This window comes from Micromonospora noduli (assembly GCF_003264365.1).
Lineage (GTDB): Bacteria > Actinomycetota > Actinomycetes > Mycobacteriales > Micromonosporaceae > Micromonospora > Micromonospora noduli.
Genome location: NZ_PYAK01000005.1, coordinates 13,082 through 29,797 on the forward strand (window position 1 = coordinate 13,082; position 16,716 = coordinate 29,797).

Genomic DNA, 16,716 nt, shown 5'->3' on the forward strand with positions numbered 1-16,716 from the left:
GCATGACCACGGAACACAGTTCGCACCTGGCCGAGGCGCTACGCCGCCGCCGCTGGCTGATCTCCGCGTGGCCCTGGCGCGCGCTGGCCTACCTGGTGACCACCGTGCCGATCGCCGGCGTGCTCGGCGTCGGGCTGCTCGTCATCGGCGCCCCCCTGCTGGCCGCCGCCAACGGGCTCCGACAGCACGGCCGACCGCCGAGCATCGCGCTGATGCTGTTCCTGGCGACCGGCAGCCTCACCCTGTTGGCGTTGGCCCCGCTCGTGAGCTTCCCGGTGGCCGTCGTCGAGCGGTGGCGGGTCGGGCTCGTCGACGGTCGTCCGCTGGCCTCGTCGCCGTGGCCGGGCCTGGTCGCCCGCTACCGCAGCGCCGCGACCTGGCGGGAGGTGGCGTACCTGTTCTGGCTGGGCGGGTTCACGCCGGTCGCGTACTGGGTGTTCCTGGTGCTGGTACTGCTCGACCTCGGAATGATCTCCAGCCCCTGGCTGGCCGGCGACGCCAACCAGCCGGTGGTGATCTGGCAGCCGATCGACAGCACCGGCGAAGCCATTCCGTACGCGATCGTCGGGGTGCTGCTGATCCCGGTGCTCTGGTACGCCATCGGTCTGCTCGCCGCCGTCCAGGCAGCCGTGGCCCGGTGGTTGCTGGCCCACCCGGTGGACGCGGCGGCGCTGCGCGAGGTCACCCGCTCCCGCACCCGACTGGTCGGCGCGTACGAGGCCGAACGCCGCCGCATCGAGCGCGACCTGCACGACGGCGCACAGCCCCGGCTCACCAGCCTCACCCTCCAGCTGGGGCTGGCCCGGCTGGACGTACCCGAGGACTCCCCCGCCTCCCGACCACTCGCCGTGGCGCACGACCAGGCCCGGGGCCTGATGGTGATGCTGCGGCAGTTGGTGCACGGCATCCGCCCGCAGAGCCTCACCGACCTCGGCCTGGCCGGCGCCGTACGCGAGCTGGCCGACGCCGCCACCATCCCGGTCGCCGTGCACGCCGACCTGCACGACGAACTGCCGGAGATCGTGGAGACCACCGCCTACTTCGTGGTCTCCGAGGCGCTGGGCAACGTGGCCCGGCACGCCCAGGCGACCCGCGCCGACGTACGCCTCACCCGCGCAGGCGGTGACCTCGTCGTCGAGGTGACCGACGACGGTCACGGCGGCGCCGACCCGGCCCGGGGCACCGGCCTGACCGGGCTCGCCGACCGTGTCGCCGCCGTGGACGGCCGGCTGCTGCTGTCCAGCCCGCCCGGCGGGCCTACAGTGGTCCGGGTGGAGCTGCCATGTCGTCGGTGACCCGGGTGGTGCTCGCCGAGGACGAGGTGCTGCTGCGGGAGGGTCTGGTCGCGCTGCTGACCCGCTTCGACTTCACGGTCTGCGCGGCCGTCGGCTCCGCACCGGACCTGCTGGCGGCGGCCCGCGACCACCAACCGGACCTGGTGCTGACCGACATCCGGATGCCGCCGGGCCGCCGCGACGACGGGCTGCGCGCGGCCGTCACGCTGCGCACCGAGCGACCTGACCTCCCGGTCGTGGTGCTCAGCCAGTACGTGCAGACCGGGTACGCGGCGGCGCTGCTGGACAGCGGCGACGGCCAACGCGTCGGCTACCTGCTCAAGGACCGGGTCGCCGAGGTCACCGAGTTCGTCGACACGCTGCGCCGGGTCGCCGAGGGCGGCACCGCCATCGACCCGGACGTGGTCCGACAACTTCTGCACCGCCCCCGCGACCCGCTCGCCGCACTGTCCGCCCGGGAACGCGAGGTGTTGGCGCTGCTCGCCGAGGGGCGGTCCAACGCGTCGATCGCCGGCCGGCTGCACGTCAGCGAGGCGGCGGTCGGCAAGCACGTCGGCAACATCCTGCTCAAGCTCGACCTGCCACCCAGCGACGACACCAACCGTCGGGTGCTCGCCGTCCTCACGTACCTGCGCGCCGACCCGGTGACCTGACCGGCGCCGGGCCGGGATCGGGCCCGACCGCCCCCGGCGTAGATTCTTCTCAGCGGTACCGACGCCAGGTCAGGGCGCGGACCAGGGAGACGGGGGCACGGCATGGCGAAGGCGCTGCGGGTTGGTCTGCTGGGGTACGGGCTGGCGGGCCGGGTGTTCCACGCCCCGCTGATCGCCGCGACCCCCGGGCTGCGGCTCGACGCCATCGTGACCCGTGATCCGCAGCGACGCGAGCAGGCCCGACAGCACTTCCCGGACGCCCGCCTGGTCGACGACGCCGACGAGCTGTGGCGTACCCCGGACGCCCTGGACCTGGTCGTGGTGGCGACGCCGAACCGGCAGCACGTGCCGATGGCGCGCGCGGCACTCGCCGCCGGCCTGCCGGTCGTCGTCGACAAGCCCCTCTCCCCGACCGCCGCGGAGGGCCGCGTGCTGATCGACGAGGCGACCGAGCGTGGGGTGCCGCTGACTGTCTTTCAGAACCGGCGCTGGGACGGCGACTTCCTGACCGTCCGCCGCCTGGTCGAGCAGGGCGAGTTGGGGCAGGTGCTGCGCTTCGAGTCCCGGTTCGAGCGGTTCCGTCCGACGATCAAGCCGGGCTGGCGGGAGCTCGCCGGTCCGGAGGAGGCCGGCGGCGCCCTCTTCGACCTCGGCGCCCACCTCGTCGACCAGGCGGTGCAGCTGTTCGGCAGTGTCGACCGGGTCTACGCGGAGGTGGACCGTCGCCGCGCGGGGGCGGCCGTCGACGACGACGCCTTCGTGGCGTTGACCCACGCCAACGGGGTCCACTCGCACCTGTGGATGGGTGCGGTGACCGCTCAACTCGGGCCACGCCTGCGGGTGTTGGGCGATCGGGCCGGCTACACCAGCTACGGGCTGGACGTGCAGGAGGCGGCGCTGCACGACGGTGGCCGACCGGACCAGCCGGGCTGGGGCGAGGTCCCGTCGGACCGCTACGGCCTGCTCGGCGTCGACGGTGACCTGCGGCCGGTGCCGACCGAACCCGGCGCGTACCAGAGCTTCTACGCCCAGGTGGCCGCTGCGCTGCGCGACGGCACGCCGATGCCGGTGGACCCCCGGGACTCCGTCCACACTGTCGAGTTGATCGAGCTGGCCCACCGGTCGGCGGCCGAGGGCGTGGTCCTGCCGGTCCCGACCACCTGACCGGGGCGGACCCCCGACCGCTCGACACCTCCCGCCACCCGGGCTCCTGACGCGTACGCGAAAACCAGTGGAGCGGCGCCGCCGTGCGCCGTTACCGTGCTGCGCAACCAGGTCGTCTAGGCAAGGACGTGCCGTTGTACACCCTGTGAGACCTCCCGAGAGCTGATCTGTCGCGCGTCGCGCAGTTGCGCCGCGCTCCTTTTTGCTGCGGACTTCTCACTGAGACCGGTGTACTTCTGTGCTCAAAAATTGGGCCGTCGTGCCCACCTGCCTGCCCATCGTTCGCCGCCGTTGCCACGCGTGCGCGTCCCAACGCCTCCGGGCGAGCGGCAAGTTCCGTGTCAACGCCAACCACAAGCTCCTCGACGTCTGGCTGCTCGCGCTCTGCACCGCCTGCGGGGAGACGGCCAAGCTCACCGTCCTGGAACGGATGACGGTGCGCTCCATCCCACCCGAACTGCTGGACCGGCTCCATGCCAACGACCCCGGCCTGACCGCTGAACTGCTTCAGGATCCGGCCGTCCAGCACCAAAACCGATTCGCCCTGGACTGGACCGACGCCTGGCGTCTCGACACCGGTGGATCTGATCACCTGGACCTCGACGTGATCGACGTCGCGGTCCGCAACGCGGCACGGATCCCGGTCCGGCCGACCCGACTGATCGCAGAGGGTTGCGGTGTGTCGCGGGGCGAGGTCGACCGACTGATCGCGGAGGGGAAGATCGTTTCGGCGTTCCGGTTGAGCGGCAAGCTCTCCGGGGACTTCACCTTCACGCTGAAGCGCTGACCCCCGCCATCGGGGCCTGTCCGGCGTCCGGCCGGACAGGCCCCGATGGCAGCGGCATGGTTGGCCAGCACTTTGATCGACTCGGTTTCCGTGAAAGCGGGGGGTTGGACCGCCTCCAACACCGCAATTTCACGGAAACCGAGTGGATCATGGTTTCGGTAGCCTCAGTCGGCGTTCTTCTCGGAGCGAGCGTCGTCCGGCGCGCGGGCGTCGTCGTCGGTGAGCGCGTCGTCCGACGTCTTGGGCAGGTTGGCGAGCCGACGCTCGGCCTCCCGGGCCTCATCGTCGATCCTGGGGTTCTCCTCGTCGGGACCGTGCGACATGGGGACCTCCATCCGGCGCGACAGGCAGACCCACGTGTACCCGACCTGAGGGCGGAGACACGGAGGGAGCCACGATCCCTTGGTCAGATACGGCCGAACGGGTGCTGGGTACGCACTGGAGTCGGGCTCTTGAGAGGCCGTGGCGAGCTGGCGGCTGCGTCGAGTGCCAAGCACGCGACGACTGCCGGCGACTGGATTCGGCATTGGCGCCTCTGGCAGACGTTGCTTCCGTCATGCTTCAGAGGGCGGTGACCTGTGCGTTGGAGGTAGTCGGCGGCTGTACCGCTGAGCGCTTTCGGCGGACCAACGTACCGAGCGCCGGGCCGGTCGGCGGGCGCGCCGGGCTGGAGCCCGGGAGCGTTGCCGACCCGGCCCGGTGCCGGATCAGCGCTGCTTTAGCTCGCGCCAGGATGGGTGGGTGCCGCGCCAGGCGTCGGCGAGGATGGCCGCCGAGGCCCGGCTTGGGCACTGCTGCACCCGCTCACGACCCGACGCCCCACCGATCTGGGCGCGGACCTCCCAACCCTGCCCGTCAGTACGGATGTACACGTCCCGGCGCCCGCGCGGGGTCGTGTCTCCGTTCCACCAGTGCTCCTCCACCTTCATTCGCCGACCGTATAGCAATTCCCGCGCCGAGGGTACGGCGCAGGTATGCCCGGACCGGGGCAAGGGCGACAATCCAGGCGCATTTCGGGCCAACCGTTGACGGTTCGAAACCATAACGGGCGGTTCTCCCGCTCCTGACTTGCGAATCAGGAACCCCGCCCCACTCTGCACCCTCCCCGCAACTCCAACCCCCAGCCGATGTTGATCAAGAGGTTCGCGTCACGAATCGCGTTCCCGGTGACGCAAACCTCTTGATCAACACGAGAAGGGTTGGGGGTCAGGTTTGGGTTGTCAGGAGGTAGTCGTCGGCTTCGGGGCTCCAGCGCAGGTCCAGTACGCCTGCGGTGGCGGCGGCCTTGCAGAACTGCAGGAAGCTGCGGTAGCCGAGCTTCTTTTCGCTGAAGTCGGGGCGGGCCCGGCGTACCTGGTTCTTCAACCCGGACAACGCCACCGGGTTCCCGCCACTACCAAGGTCCGCCACGACGCCCCGGAGTAGGCCGAACGCCACCTCGCGGTCGCCGTGCTCGGGCAGCGAGACCTCGGGGTCACCCTTCGCCGGCCCCTCGCCCAGCTCGATCACGTTGCGCTCGGCGAGGTGGCGCAGCAGTTCGCCGAAGGTACGGAAGCCGTAGTCGGACTCGCTGAAGGTGGGGTCCTTGCGCAGCAGGGTGCGCTTGAGCCGGGAGGCGGTGACCTCACCGTTGGCACTGCCCTGCAACCCGGCGACCGACTGGGCGACGAGCACGGCGAGGGCGTCCACGTCGCGGCCGGGCTCCTCCCCCGCCGGCCGACGGTCCACCTCCGGCTCGTGCTCCCGCTCCGGCTCGGGTGGGCGTTGCTCCGCGCCGGCCTGCCGGGTGGTGGGACGAGCGCGCCGGCCACGGGCCGGCGGGATGTCCACGCCCTCCAAGCGGTCGTAGTACAGGAACTCGTCGCACGCCGGGGGAAGCAGCCCCGAGGTGGACCCCTCGACCCCGACGCCGATGACCCGCTTGTTCAGCTCGCGCAGCTTGTGCACCAGCGGGGTGAAGTCGCTGTCACCACTACAGATCACGAAGGTGGAGATGTAGTCGCGTTCGAACGCCAACTCGATCGCGTCGACTGCCATCTTGATGTCCGCGGCGTTCTTACGGGACGCGCCCATCCGCTGTGGAATCTCGATCAGCTCGACGTGGGAGCGGGTGAGCATGCGGCGGTCCTCGTCGAAGTAGGACCAGTCGGCGTACGCCCGGCGGACCACCACCCGACCTCGTTCGGCCAGCGCGTCGGCGATGGGCCGGAAGTCGAAGGCCGCGCCGCCGCGATGGTCGCGCGCGCCCAACGCGAGGTTCTCGTAGTCGAGGAAGAGGGCAATCCGGTCTTCTTGATCCACGCGGATCAGCCTACGCCGGGCGTGAGCTGGTCGGGGCGGGCGACGCGCGACACCTCAACTCGACGACCGTCCATTTCTTGCGGCCTGAAAGTCGTTTATTTTCGTTGTTCGATAGGCGTCTTGCAGTGCCCTGTCCGGTGCTGCATCATGACGATCAATGTCGGGCGTCGGGGGAACGCCGGGCGGACCTCCACCACCACCCACCCAGGAGGGTCACCGATGTTTCGCAGCCTCACGCCGGCGCGGGGACGCCCCGGCCGGCCCAGCGGCACCGCCGTCGCGCTCGCGGCCGGTCTCGCCGTGCTGGTCGCCGGGCCCACCGCGGCCGCCGCCAGTCCACCCGCGTCCGCCGACGCGCAGCCGGTGGTCACCCGGGCCGCCCTCGACCCGGCGCTGGTCGCCGGACGCGGCGCGGACGTCGACTTTCTCGAGCAGGAAGCGGAGAACGCCCGCACCAACGGCGAGATCATCGGGCCCGACCGGGCCGCCTACACGTTGCCCGCGGAGGCTTCCGGCCGCCGCGCGGTCCGGCTCACCCCCGGGGAGTACGTGGAGTTCGTCCTGCCCAGCGCGGCGAACGGGATCACCGTGCGGTACAGCATCCCGGACGCGCCGCAGGGTGGTGGGATCACCGCGCCGCTGCGGGTCGCCGTCAACGGCAAGCACCTGCGCACCATGACGCTCACGTCGCAGTACTCGTGGCTCTACAACCAGTACCCGTTCACCAACGACCCGCAGGCCGGGCTGCTGCACCCGGACTGGTGGATCACCGAGTGCCAGTGCGTGCCGTCGGCCACTACGCCGTACCCGAGCATCGACAAGCCGTTCCGGCCCACCCACTTCTACGACGAGCAGCGGCTGCTGCTCGGACGTACCTACCGGGCCGGCGACAAGGTCCGGCTCACCGCGCCGCCCGGTAGCGCCGCCGCCTGGACTGTCATCGACCTGCTCGACTCCGAGTTGGTAGCGCCGCCGCACGTCCGACTGCTCGCCGCGAACGTGCTCGCGTTCGGCGCCGACCCCACCGGCCGGCGGGATTCCGCCGACGCGCTGGACCGGGCCATCGCGTTCGCTCGGCGCGCCCACCTCAAGGTGTACATCCCGCCGGGCACCTACCAGGTCAACCGGCACATCATCGTCGACGACGTGACCATCGAGGGCGCCGGCAACTGGTACACGACCATCAAGGGCCGCGAGGTCGCCCTGCCAACGCCCGCGCCGGACGGGTCGGTGCACACCGGAGTCGGGTTCTACGGGCGCGACGCCGCCGACGGCGGCAGCCGTAACGTGCACCTCTCCGGCTTCGCCATCGAGGGCGACGTGCGGGAGCGCATCGACACCGACCAGGTCAACGCGATCGGTGGGGCGATGAGCGACTCCACCATCGACGGGCTCTACCTGCACCACACCAAGGCGGGCCTGTGGTTCGACGGCCCGATGCGCAACGTCCGGGTCACCAACAACATCATCGTCGACCAGATCGCCGACGCGCTCAACTTCCACACCGGCGTGACCGACTCCCTCGTGTCGCACAACTTCGTCCGCAACACCGGCGACGACGGCCTGGCGATGTGGTCGGAGAAGACGGCCAACGCACGGAACACGTTCGACCACAACACCGTGCAGTCACCGACCCTGGCCAACGGCATCGCCATCTACGGCGGCACCGACACCACGGTCTCGCACAACCTGGTCGCCGACCCGGTACGCGAGGGCAGCGGCCTGCACGCCGGGGCCCGCTTCGGCGCGGAGCCGTTCACCGGGCACCTGCGGTTCACCAACAACACCACCGCCCGCGCCGGCACGTACGAGCTGAACTGGAACATCGGACTGGGCGCGATCTGGGTCTTCGCCCTGGATCGCAGCATCGAGGCGCCCATCGAGGTGACCGGCGACGCGTACCTGGACAACACGTACAACGCGATCATGCTGGTCAGCGACTGGCCGGTTAAGGATCTCTACTCGATCTCCGATGCGCGGTTCCGGGACGTCCGGGTCGACGGCACGGGCACCTCGGTGGTCAGCGCCCGCGCGGCCGGGTCCGCCTCGTTCGCCAACGTGGACGCCCGCAACGTCGGCGCGGTCGGCGTCAACAACTGCGGATCGTTCCACTTCACCCCGGCCGGTTCGGAGTTCACACTGACCGACCTCGGCGGTAACGACGGCGGGTGGCTCGCGCCGTGGCTGCTGCCCAACACCATCACCTGCGACGACCGGCCGCCCATGTCGCCGCCCCCGCCCCCGGCGCAGTGGTGACAGCGGTGGGCGGCCCGGCAAGTCGGGCCGCCCACCGTCTGTCAACTGCCCAGCCGCTGCCGCGCCAGGAACTTCGGCACCACCATCCGCCACGCCTCGGTGACCAACTCGGTCATGTGATCGTGGTCCAGTCGCGCGGCGTGGCAGCACATCCAGTGGAAGCGCAGGTCGGCCTCTCCCGGCAGGAAGAACAGCTCCGGGTCGGTGGCGACCAGACCGGCCCGCTCCTGCTTCGGGAACGCGAAGCCCATCGTCGCCTCGTCCCGCGAGAAGGCGACGTAGACCATCGACCCAACCCGGAACTTCACCCGGTCCCGGATCAGGTGCTCGCTACTGCGCGGCAGCGTTCGGGCGAGAGCCCGCACATCGGCGACGGTGACCACGTCCCGACCGTACGGCCGTCCGGTCCTCCCGTCGACCGCGACGAGCGGGTCGGGCGACCGGGACGTCAGCGCGCCCGCACGTACGCCAGCGGCACGCTCGTCGGTTGCCCGTTCCATCTGCCGAGCAGGGTGGCCCCGGCGCTGTCGACAGCGCCGGGACGGCGGACGACGACCAGCTCGGCAGTGTCGGTGTCGATGAGCGTGCTGTCCCCATCGACCACCCGACGCACGACGCCGACCGGTGTCACGTTGGCGTCCCCGGCTCCGTCGACGACGACCGTCATGGTCGGCTCACGCAGCTCGCGCCGGCCGTCGACCTCGAAGTACTGCTCCGCCTGGCCGCTGCCCGTGAGGATGGCGTGGGCGAGCGCGGCGGCGTACACCGGGTCGACGCAGCCGTCGTACACCCAGCGCCGGCCGAGCACCGAGTGCTCGGTGGTGCCGACCAGCCAGGCGTCCGCACCGTCGAGGGGCGCGGCGCGGTAGGTGAGCGGGACATGGTGGACCGGCCCGTCCGCGGCACCGACCAGCATCGTCTCGATGCCGACCTCGCCGGCCGGGTCGTCGAAGCGGTAGGCGCCCCGGATCACCATCTCGACGCCGGCCGGTCCGGCGAACCACTGTCGGTCGGGGAGCCAGGCCGTCAGCAGGTCCAGCTTCGTGGGGTGCAGGGTCGCCCTGTGCAGCAGTGCCATGACGGCAGCCTAGTCAGAGGCCCGCGCACTGTTGCCCGCCGATCGTGCAGCTCTCCGGCTCCCGGGCCTTCGGCCGGCTGTCGCGGACGTCGAAGCTGATCGTCTGGGATCCCCCGGCCGCCAAGGCGGCTCCGGTGAAGGTGATCACCTGTTTGTCCTGTCGCCAGTTCGCGCCGTCGACGTCGTCGACTGTGGTGCCTTCGGCGAGGGTGACCACCACGGCCCAGTCCGCCACCGGTGCGCCGCCGGGATTGCGGACCACGATCTCGCCGGTGTAGCCGAACAGCCGGTCGGAGTCGGTCTCGTATCGGGCCGTGACGGGCGCCGGTGGTGGAGGTGGAGGTGGCGCAGCCGACGCGGGTGTCCGCGAGGGCTTCGCCGACGGGGTCCGGCTCGGCGAGGTGGTCGCCGACGCGGTGGTCCGGGAGGGGCGCGCCGAGGGGGTCGCCGTGGGGGCGACGGTAACTGTGCCGGCCGTCACGGTAGGCGACGCGGTCGCGGTCGGTGCGGGCGCGGCGGCCGGCTTCGGGTCGGGCGGTAACGTCACCCATGCCGCCGTTCCCGCCACCAGCACGGCCCCGGCGACCACGGCGACCAGCGTGCGACGCCGACGGGGGTTGCGGTCGGCCCTGCCGCGTACGCCGATCAGCGGCAGTTCCGCGGTCATCCCACCGTCGGCCCGACTCAGGTCGACCTGCTGGAAGGCGAGCCAGTCGAGGATGGCCGGCAGCCGTACCGTCAGCGCCTGCCGGAGCTGTTGCTCGCGCGGCTCGTGCTGCTCGGCGGACCACGCGCCGTGCGTGCTGACCTCCCGTAGCTCCAGTCGGCAGCCCTGCTTCGTGGTCGTGACCGTGCAGGTCAGCTCGCTGAGCCGGCCGGCCTCGTCGCAGGCCAGCACGAGGAGGTCCGGCTCCTGCCGCTCGGTCACCTCGACCTCGACGTTGGCCTCGAAGCCGGGCAGACCGGAGGTGTGCAGCAGCATCCGGTCCGCTACGCCCTCGACAGTCTCGGCCTCGGCGAACCACCGGCCGAGCAACTCCCGATCGGTCAGAGCGCGCCAGACCCGCTCAGCCGGGTGGGACAGGTCGACCTGCGCACCGATCTCGATCACGGCGAGACTCTAACGGGTTGCCCGACCGGCCTCTTCCGGCCCGCCCGAGCTGGTTGCCGGCGTCCTGGTCAGCCCCAGCGGCTGGAGCGCTCGACCACTGTGGCCAGCGCGGCCCGGGCCTCGGCGCTCACCTCGGCGACCACCTGCGCCGCCGGCACGTCCCGGGCCAACGGGTGCGCCTGCCCGGCCCACAGGTTGGCCACCGATGCGTCCGCGTCGCGCCGGGCATCGGCGAGCAGCGGACGCGTCAGGTGCAGCACCTGCGGGTAACCGCTCGGTGCCACCGCGTCGTGCTGGCGCAGGAAGTCGTTGGCCACGCCACGGGCCCGCTTACCGGTGTACGCCCGGGTCAACGCGGTCGGCGCGGCACTGGCCACCGCCGCCCGGTGCATCGGCGAACTGCCCGCCTCCGGGCAGCGCAGGAAGGCAGTGCCGAGTTGCGCGGCGGCAGCGCCGGCAGCGAGCACGGCGGCCACCGAGGGGCCGTCGACGAGGCCACCCGCGGCAACCAACGGCCGGCCACAGCGGGAGGCGGTCAGCCGGAGCAGCGGCAGCAACCCGTAGTCGTCGTCGTCCGGCAGGCCGCCGCGATGCCCACCGGCCTCGGTGCCCTGCACCACCACCGCGTCCACACCCAGGTCGGCGGCGGCGGTCGCGGCGTCCGGGCGGGTGACGGTGGCCCACACCTCGGTGCCCCGCTCGCGCAGGGCGGTCACCGCCGCCCGGTCGGGCAGCCCGAACACGAAGGACACGACCGGGACCGGGTCCGCGAGCAGCGCGGCCAGTTTCTCCGGGTACGCGTCGTCGCCGCCCACCGGCTCGCCCAGGCTCACGCCTCGCTGCGCGGCCTGCGGGGCGAGCCGTTCGGCGTACGCCCGGATGGCGGCGTCGTCGACGCCGCCGGGGTCGGGCAGGAAGAGGTTCACACCGAACGGCCGATCGGTACGCGCGCGGACCTCGGCGACGTCGGCGACCAGCCGACCGGTGTCGATCATCCCGGCGGCGAGGAAGCCCAGCCCACCCGCGGCGGACACGGCGGCCACCAGCGCGGGCGTGGACGGGCCACCAGCCATCGGGGCGGCGATGATCGGCTGGCGCAACGTGGACAGGACGGACATCCCCCCATCCTGCCGCAGGCCCGCCCCGCTCACCGGCGCGAGGTGTGCCTCCACCAGAGCGCGCCGCCCAACCCGAGCAGGACCAGCAGTGTTCCCGCGCCGAGGGCCAGCGGCCAGGTTTGCCCATCCTCTCCGCCGACCTCTCCGGCGGCCGGACGGACCGCCGTGGGCGACACCGGGTCGACGGACTCCGTGGAGGGCGCAGCGGTGGCCGTGCTGGCGGTGGCCGGGTAACGCAGGATCGTCGAGCGGGTGCCGGCTGGTTGACCGGCGGACTCGGATACGGTGAGTAACGACCGGCCGTCCCGGCTGTAGGTGATCGACTCGCCCTGGGGCTCGTCCGGCAGCGGGGTGATCCGCGGGGTGCCGGTGGTCAACGCGCGGACCACGTCGCCGTCGGGCACGTCGTACTCGAAGGCGTCGGCGTAGCTGCGCAGCACCACCCGCCGTCCGTCCGGCGCGCTCGCCGCGCCGGTGATCACGCCGCGCCCCAGAAACGAGAACGGGTTGCTGGTCGTGGTCGCCGGCACTGCCACCTGGCCGAGTGCGGTCAGCGGCGTCGTCGCGTCCGATCGCAGCGCGGTGGCCGGCGCGTACAGGAAGACCGTGCCACTGCCGCCCTTGGTGACGATCAGCGGCCGACCGGACGCGTCGAGCAGCAGCGCCTCCGCGTCGTGCGGACGGTCCGGGTAGCTCATCCGGTGCAGCACCGGCTGCTTCGCCCCCGGCGCCAGCCGCCACACGCCGACCGTCGGCCGGGAGCGGTCGTTGTCACCGATGTCGGCGACCCAGACGGTGCCGTCCCGGCCGATGGCCAGGTCCTCGGTGTCGCGGGGCCGGGACGGGAAGGAGACGGTGCGCGCCACCGCGCAGCGCTGGTCGAGGAAGAAGATCCGGCGGCGGGCCTCATCGTCGGCCCCATCGTTGATCACCACGTACCCGTCGTCGGTGGCGACCATCCCGGAGATCTCGCGCAGCCGGTCGTCGCGCACCTGGCAGACCGGCGTCCCCGCCGCCGCGCCCGCCGTGGCAGCGCCCGGCGCCAGCGCCACGGCCGGCGGCAGCACACCCGCGAGCAGCGCGGTCAGGACCGCGCCCGCACGAGCGCGCCGCCCCCAGGTCAACCGTCCACGTACCCGCATCGCCCATCCTCCTCGTCGCGGCCGTGACCGGCCACCCGCCCATCCTGGCGGATCGCGGCCACCGTCGACGGTCATCGGGGGGACGCGCCGGAACCCCTGGCCGATGTAGTGTCGCTCCGCCTGATTTTCAAGTCGGAGGGTGGCCATGTCCGTGAGCGACACCGCGCCGGCCACCCGGTTCGGACGGCGGCTGCTGCGCCGCCTCGGCCGCCCGGCCCGTGGCGCCGCCGCCGCGTGGGTGCCGCTCGCCGCGCTCGTCTGCGGCCTCTTCACCGGCGCGCTGGCCAGCCGCGCCGCCTGGGAGACGTCCCGACCGCAACCCGACCGGGCCGAGGCCGCCGCCATCCTCACCGAGGTCTTTCCCGGTCACGACCTCGGCGAGATCGACACCCCGCCGGCGCTCTTCGTCGTCTACGGGCACGCGCTGCGCCTGGGGACCGCCAAGACCCTGGTGTTCGGTGACGGTGGCGAATATCAGGAGGGCGCCACCGGCGCCTTCGCCCTCGGCGCGCCGCCGGCGCCCGTCGCACAGATCGTCACGGCGGCCCGGGAGCGCCTGACCGGTGGCGGCTGGCGGGTGTACGACCAACAGGTGTCCGATCGCGTCAGCTGTGCGGACAAGATGTGCGCCACCCCGCAGGCGGTCACCGACACCGCGCTGACTGCCCGACGTGGCGACACCATCCTGAACGCCTCGATCTCCTCGCAGACAGCCGTCGACGCCAGCTACCTCTCGGTCGAGCTGCACCGCGCGCCACCGCCCCTGGTGGTCCCCGCCGGAGTGCTCGGCACGGTGCTGGGCGCGGTGGCCGGTTGGCTGGTCTTCGGCTGGGTCAGCCGACGCACCGAGGGACGCCGTAGCCGCGGCACTGTGAACGGCCTGATCGGTGTGGCCACGGTGCTGTGGTGGCTGCCGGTGTTGCTGGCCGCACCGCAGCTGCTGCACCACCACCTCGGCGAGCCACACCCGGCCTGGCACCCGTACTGGGAGTGGCTGGGCCAGCCGGCCGCCTCGCTGCTCTTCCTGGTCGGCGCGGTGTGCGTGCTGCTGGCGCTGGGGCTGGCCGCCGGAACCCGCCGGAACACCATGCCCGAGGCGACGGCCGACTGACCCCCGGCGGAACGGTCGTGGCCCGCCCAGGGCCGGCCCCGTCGGGTGCACGGCGACCGGCCCTGGGCATCTGTCAGCGGACGGACCAGCGCTGCGCGGCGGTGCCGTTGCACGTCCAGAGCTGCACCTCCTCCATCTGACCGGCTTCGACGTCCACCGAGGACCGCCGAGGGTTACCTGTCGGTGCGCAGACCGGTACGGTCCGAGATGTCCACGGTCACGGCAGGCCCGGACGACGGCGCCCCCGCCGGGCCCGCCGCCCGGCACCGCCAGGCCGACCGGCCATGGAAGGGGCGCAGGGTGCGGATCAAAGTGGGGTTGTGTGTCGCGGCGTTCGTCGCGGCGGGGCTGACGGTCGGCACACCGGCCGCCGCCACGCCGGCCGCCGTCCCGGTGGCCGGCACCAGCGTGGTGCCGGTCCAGGTCACCGGTGACCCGGCGACGCGGTTCAACCTGGTGCTGCTGGGCGACGGTTACACCGAGGCCGACCTACCCACCTTCCGAGCGCACGTGGACCGGCACCTCAACACCCTGTGGACGATCGAGCCGTTCAAGTCCTACCGCAGCTACTTCAACGTCTACGCCGTGGAGATCATCTCGGCGGAGTCCGGGGTGGACTGCGACCCCGGCCTGTCCGCGCCGCGACGCGACACCGCGCTGGGCATGGGCTTCTGGGGTGGTTGCAACCCGGCGAGCGTGCAACGTCTGCTCACTGTCGACGGCACCGCCGCGAACGCGTACGCCGACCTGGCCGTCGGCACCAACCCCGGCAACCGGCAACTGGTCGCGCTGGCCAACAGCGGCACCTACGGTGGGGCCGGCGGCAGCAACGCCACCGCCTCCGGCGGCAACGCGCTTTCCGCGCTGATCAGCCCGCACGAGCTGGGGCACTCGCTCGGTGGCTTGCAGGACGAGTACGACTACTACGGCCGTGGGGTGCCGGGCGACACCTACAGCGGGCCGGAGCCGGACTCGGTGCACCACACCGTGCTGACCGAGCGGCAGATGCGCGACACCCGCACCAAGTGGTGGCGCTGGCTGGGTGAGCCGAGCGAGGCGGGCGGAACGATCGGCCGCTATGAGGGCGGCCTGTACCTCCAGCGTGGGGTGTGGCGACCGAGCCGGCACTCGATGATGAAGTCGCTGGGCTTCTACTTCGACCAGGTCGGCCGGGAGCGGATGACCGAACGGATCGCCGCCCGGGTCGGCATCGTGCAGGGCGGCACGGCCACCGATCAGGCGGTCGGCGCGGACCGGCTGCTCTGGGTGGACACCCTGCACCCGGTGAGCCACGCGCTGACCGTGACGTGGTCGGTGGACGGCAGGGCGGTGCCGCGTACCGGCAATGCCCGCCATCTGGACCTGCGGAAACTACGGCTCTCTCCCGGCCGGCACACGGTGACCGTCACGGTGACCGACCCGACGGAGTTCGTCCGCGACCCGGCGGTCCGCAGCTCACCGGCGCTGACCCAGACCCGCGCCTGGACCGTGGACACGGCGGTGCGTACCCCGGTGGTGGAGTCGCCGCTGGCGATCACCGCGTCCACCGCGACCGACCGGCCGGTCGGCGCGCACGACGTGGTGTACGTGCGGACCAGCCAGCCCACCGATCGGGCGCCACGCGTGCGCTGGACGCTCGACGGCAGGCCGGTGGCCGACACCGGCACCGACCGGGACGTGGACCTGGGCGCGCTGCGCCTGTCGCGGGGTACCCACCGGCTGACCGCCCGGGTAGACGAGCCGGGCGCCGGGAGGGCGGTGACCCGCACCTGGACGGTCGACGCGACGCGGCCCGACGTGGCGTACGCCCTCTCCGAGCCGCTGCTCACCGTCACCCGGCCCGGCCGACCCACCGAGTACGTGTACAACGGCCCGTTCACCATGGGGTTGACCGGCACCGACGACGGCACCGGCCAGGTCACCTCGGAGTTCCGGCTCGACGGCGACGGGTGGCACAACTACTACGGCTGGCCCACCGATGCCCGGTCGCCGTTCCTGTTCAGCGCCACCGGCACCGACGTGGACGGCCTGGTCTACGGCAACCTCGGCTCGGGCGGCCTGTCCGTGTCCCCGTTCGCTGAGCGGTCTCCCGGGTACGGCCGGCACCGCATCGAGTACCGGGGCATCGACGCCGTCGGCAACATCGGACCGGCCCGCGCGTTCATGGCCACGCTGATCCCGCCGCCACCGGCCTGCACCACAGTGGTCACCGGCCGACACGCCGGCCCGCTGACCGTCACCGCCGGCGTCACCTGCCTGCGCGCGGCCACCGTGACCGGCCCGGTCACCGTCGCGCCCGGCGCCGCCCTGGTCGCCCAGGGCTCATCGATCGCCGGGAACCTGACGGCATCCCGCGCCGCGGTCGTCGAGGTGCTGAACACCGAGGTACGCGGCGCCGTGTCGCTGACCGGCACCACCGACCACGTCACGATGGTGGCGGCCCGGGTCGCCGGGCCGTTGGCACTGGCCGGTACCGCATCGGCGCCCATCCTCGCCGGCGGCGAGGTGGGCGCGTTGGCCTGCTCGGGCGACCCGACGCCGGTCGACCTGGGGGAACCCACCACGGTGCGGAAGCCGACCGGGGGCCACTGCCGCCGCCTCATGCCGCCGGCGGCATGACGATCAGCCCTCAAGATCCGCGCAACTACCGGGAATGTGCTGCTTCCGCCGCCGCGGAGGCAGCACCATCCCGGGAACTGC

At 72.3% G+C, this 16,716-nt stretch carries 15 protein-coding genes; 7 read left to right on the forward strand and 8 right to left on the reverse strand.

The features are described 5' to 3' along the window. Positions 1-2: 2 nt before the first annotated feature. The 4 genes from GUI43_RS05460 to GUI43_RS05475 all read left to right on the forward strand — a co-directional run bounded on the left by GUI43_RS05460 (position 3) and on the right by GUI43_RS05475 (position 3,899). On the forward strand, positions 3-1,295 hold the full coding sequence (locus GUI43_RS05460) for a sensor histidine kinase (protein WP_112585453.1): 1,293 nt from the start codon (positions 3-5) through the stop codon (positions 1,293-1,295). Then, positions 1,283-1,948, forward strand: a complete 666-nt coding sequence (locus tag GUI43_RS05465; RefSeq protein ID WP_112698198.1) for a response regulator transcription factor — start codon at positions 1,283-1,285, stop codon at positions 1,946-1,948. The genes GUI43_RS05460 and GUI43_RS05465 overlap by 13 nt, the downstream gene beginning before the upstream one ends. A gap of 102 nt (positions 1,949-2,050) precedes the next feature. Beyond that, complete coding sequence (locus GUI43_RS05470) at positions 2,051-3,112, forward strand: Gfo/Idh/MocA family oxidoreductase (protein ID WP_112698199.1); 1,062 nt, start codon at positions 2,051-2,053, stop codon at positions 3,110-3,112. 238 nt (positions 3,113-3,350) lie between these two features. Then, on the forward strand, positions 3,351-3,899 hold the full coding sequence (locus tag GUI43_RS05475; protein WP_112698200.1) for a DUF1062 domain-containing protein: 549 nt from the start codon (positions 3,351-3,353) through the stop codon (positions 3,897-3,899). A gap of 164 nt (positions 3,900-4,063) precedes the next feature. Here the strand turns inward: GUI43_RS05475 and GUI43_RS33740 are convergent, their stop codons facing one another. The 3 genes from GUI43_RS33740 to GUI43_RS05485 all read right to left on the reverse strand — a co-directional run bounded on the left by GUI43_RS33740 (position 4,064) and on the right by GUI43_RS05485 (position 6,200). Further along, the gene (locus GUI43_RS33740) at positions 4,064-4,222 is read right to left on the reverse strand and encodes a hypothetical protein (RefSeq protein ID WP_167457729.1); all 159 of its coding nucleotides are present in this window, start codon (positions 4,220-4,222) and stop codon (positions 4,064-4,066) included. A gap of 384 nt (positions 4,223-4,606) precedes the next feature. After that, a complete protein-coding gene (locus GUI43_RS05480) occupies positions 4,607-4,828 on the reverse strand; it encodes a hypothetical protein (protein WP_030335934.1) in 222 nt (73 codons plus the stop codon). 277 nt (positions 4,829-5,105) lie between these two features. Further along, entirely contained in the window at positions 5,106-6,200 is a 1,095-nt protein-coding gene (locus GUI43_RS05485) for a PIN domain-containing protein (RefSeq protein ID WP_112585445.1), read from the reverse strand. A gap of 219 nt (positions 6,201-6,419) precedes the next feature. Between GUI43_RS05485 and GUI43_RS05490 the strand changes: the two genes are divergently transcribed. Continuing rightward, positions 6,420-8,456: a glycosyl hydrolase family 28-related protein gene (locus GUI43_RS05490; RefSeq protein WP_112698201.1), complete on the forward strand. Its 2,037-nt coding sequence runs from the start codon at positions 6,420-6,422 to the stop codon at positions 8,454-8,456. Between the two features lie 41 nt (positions 8,457-8,497). On the opposite strand, the gene GUI43_RS05495 is transcribed toward GUI43_RS05490, so the two are convergent. From GUI43_RS05495 to GUI43_RS05515, 5 genes are all read right to left on the reverse strand, one after another. After that, positions 8,498-8,956, reverse strand: a complete 459-nt coding sequence (locus tag GUI43_RS05495; protein ID WP_244220584.1) for an MmcQ/YjbR family DNA-binding protein — start codon at positions 8,954-8,956, stop codon at positions 8,498-8,500. Then, on the reverse strand, positions 8,905-9,534 hold the full coding sequence (locus GUI43_RS05500; protein WP_112698202.1) for a CG0192-related protein: 630 nt from the start codon (positions 9,532-9,534) through the stop codon (positions 8,905-8,907). The genes GUI43_RS05495 and GUI43_RS05500 overlap by 52 nt, the downstream gene beginning before the upstream one ends. A gap of 13 nt (positions 9,535-9,547) precedes the next feature. Then, positions 9,548-10,645 (reverse strand): SRPBCC domain-containing protein, encoded by a 1,098-nt coding sequence (locus GUI43_RS05505; protein ID WP_112698203.1) that lies wholly within the window; start codon positions 10,643-10,645, stop codon positions 9,548-9,550. A gap of 68 nt (positions 10,646-10,713) precedes the next feature. Beyond that, positions 10,714-11,763, reverse strand: a complete 1,050-nt coding sequence (locus GUI43_RS05510; RefSeq protein WP_112698204.1) for an NAD(P)H-dependent flavin oxidoreductase — start codon at positions 11,761-11,763, stop codon at positions 10,714-10,716. 29 nt (positions 11,764-11,792) lie between these two features. Continuing rightward, on the reverse strand, positions 11,793-12,905 hold the full coding sequence (locus GUI43_RS05515; RefSeq protein ID WP_249037659.1) for an SdiA-regulated/phytase-like domain-containing protein: 1,113 nt from the start codon (positions 12,903-12,905) through the stop codon (positions 11,793-11,795). Between the two features lie 145 nt (positions 12,906-13,050). On the opposite strand from GUI43_RS05515, the gene GUI43_RS05520 reads away from it, so the two are divergent. Together GUI43_RS05520 and GUI43_RS05525 are read left to right on the forward strand one after the other, a co-directional pair. Continuing rightward, positions 13,051-14,016 carry a hypothetical protein gene (locus GUI43_RS05520; protein ID WP_112726656.1) on the forward strand — a complete coding sequence of 322 codons (966 nt, stop codon included), beginning with the start codon at positions 13,051-13,053 and terminating at the stop codon, positions 14,014-14,016. A 300-nt stretch (positions 14,017-14,316) separates the two neighbouring features. Then, positions 14,317-16,635 carry a M64 family metallopeptidase gene (locus tag GUI43_RS05525; protein ID WP_211326647.1) on the forward strand — a complete coding sequence of 773 codons (2,319 nt, stop codon included), beginning with the start codon at positions 14,317-14,319 and terminating at the stop codon, positions 16,633-16,635. Positions 16,636-16,716: the final 81 nt, after the last annotated feature.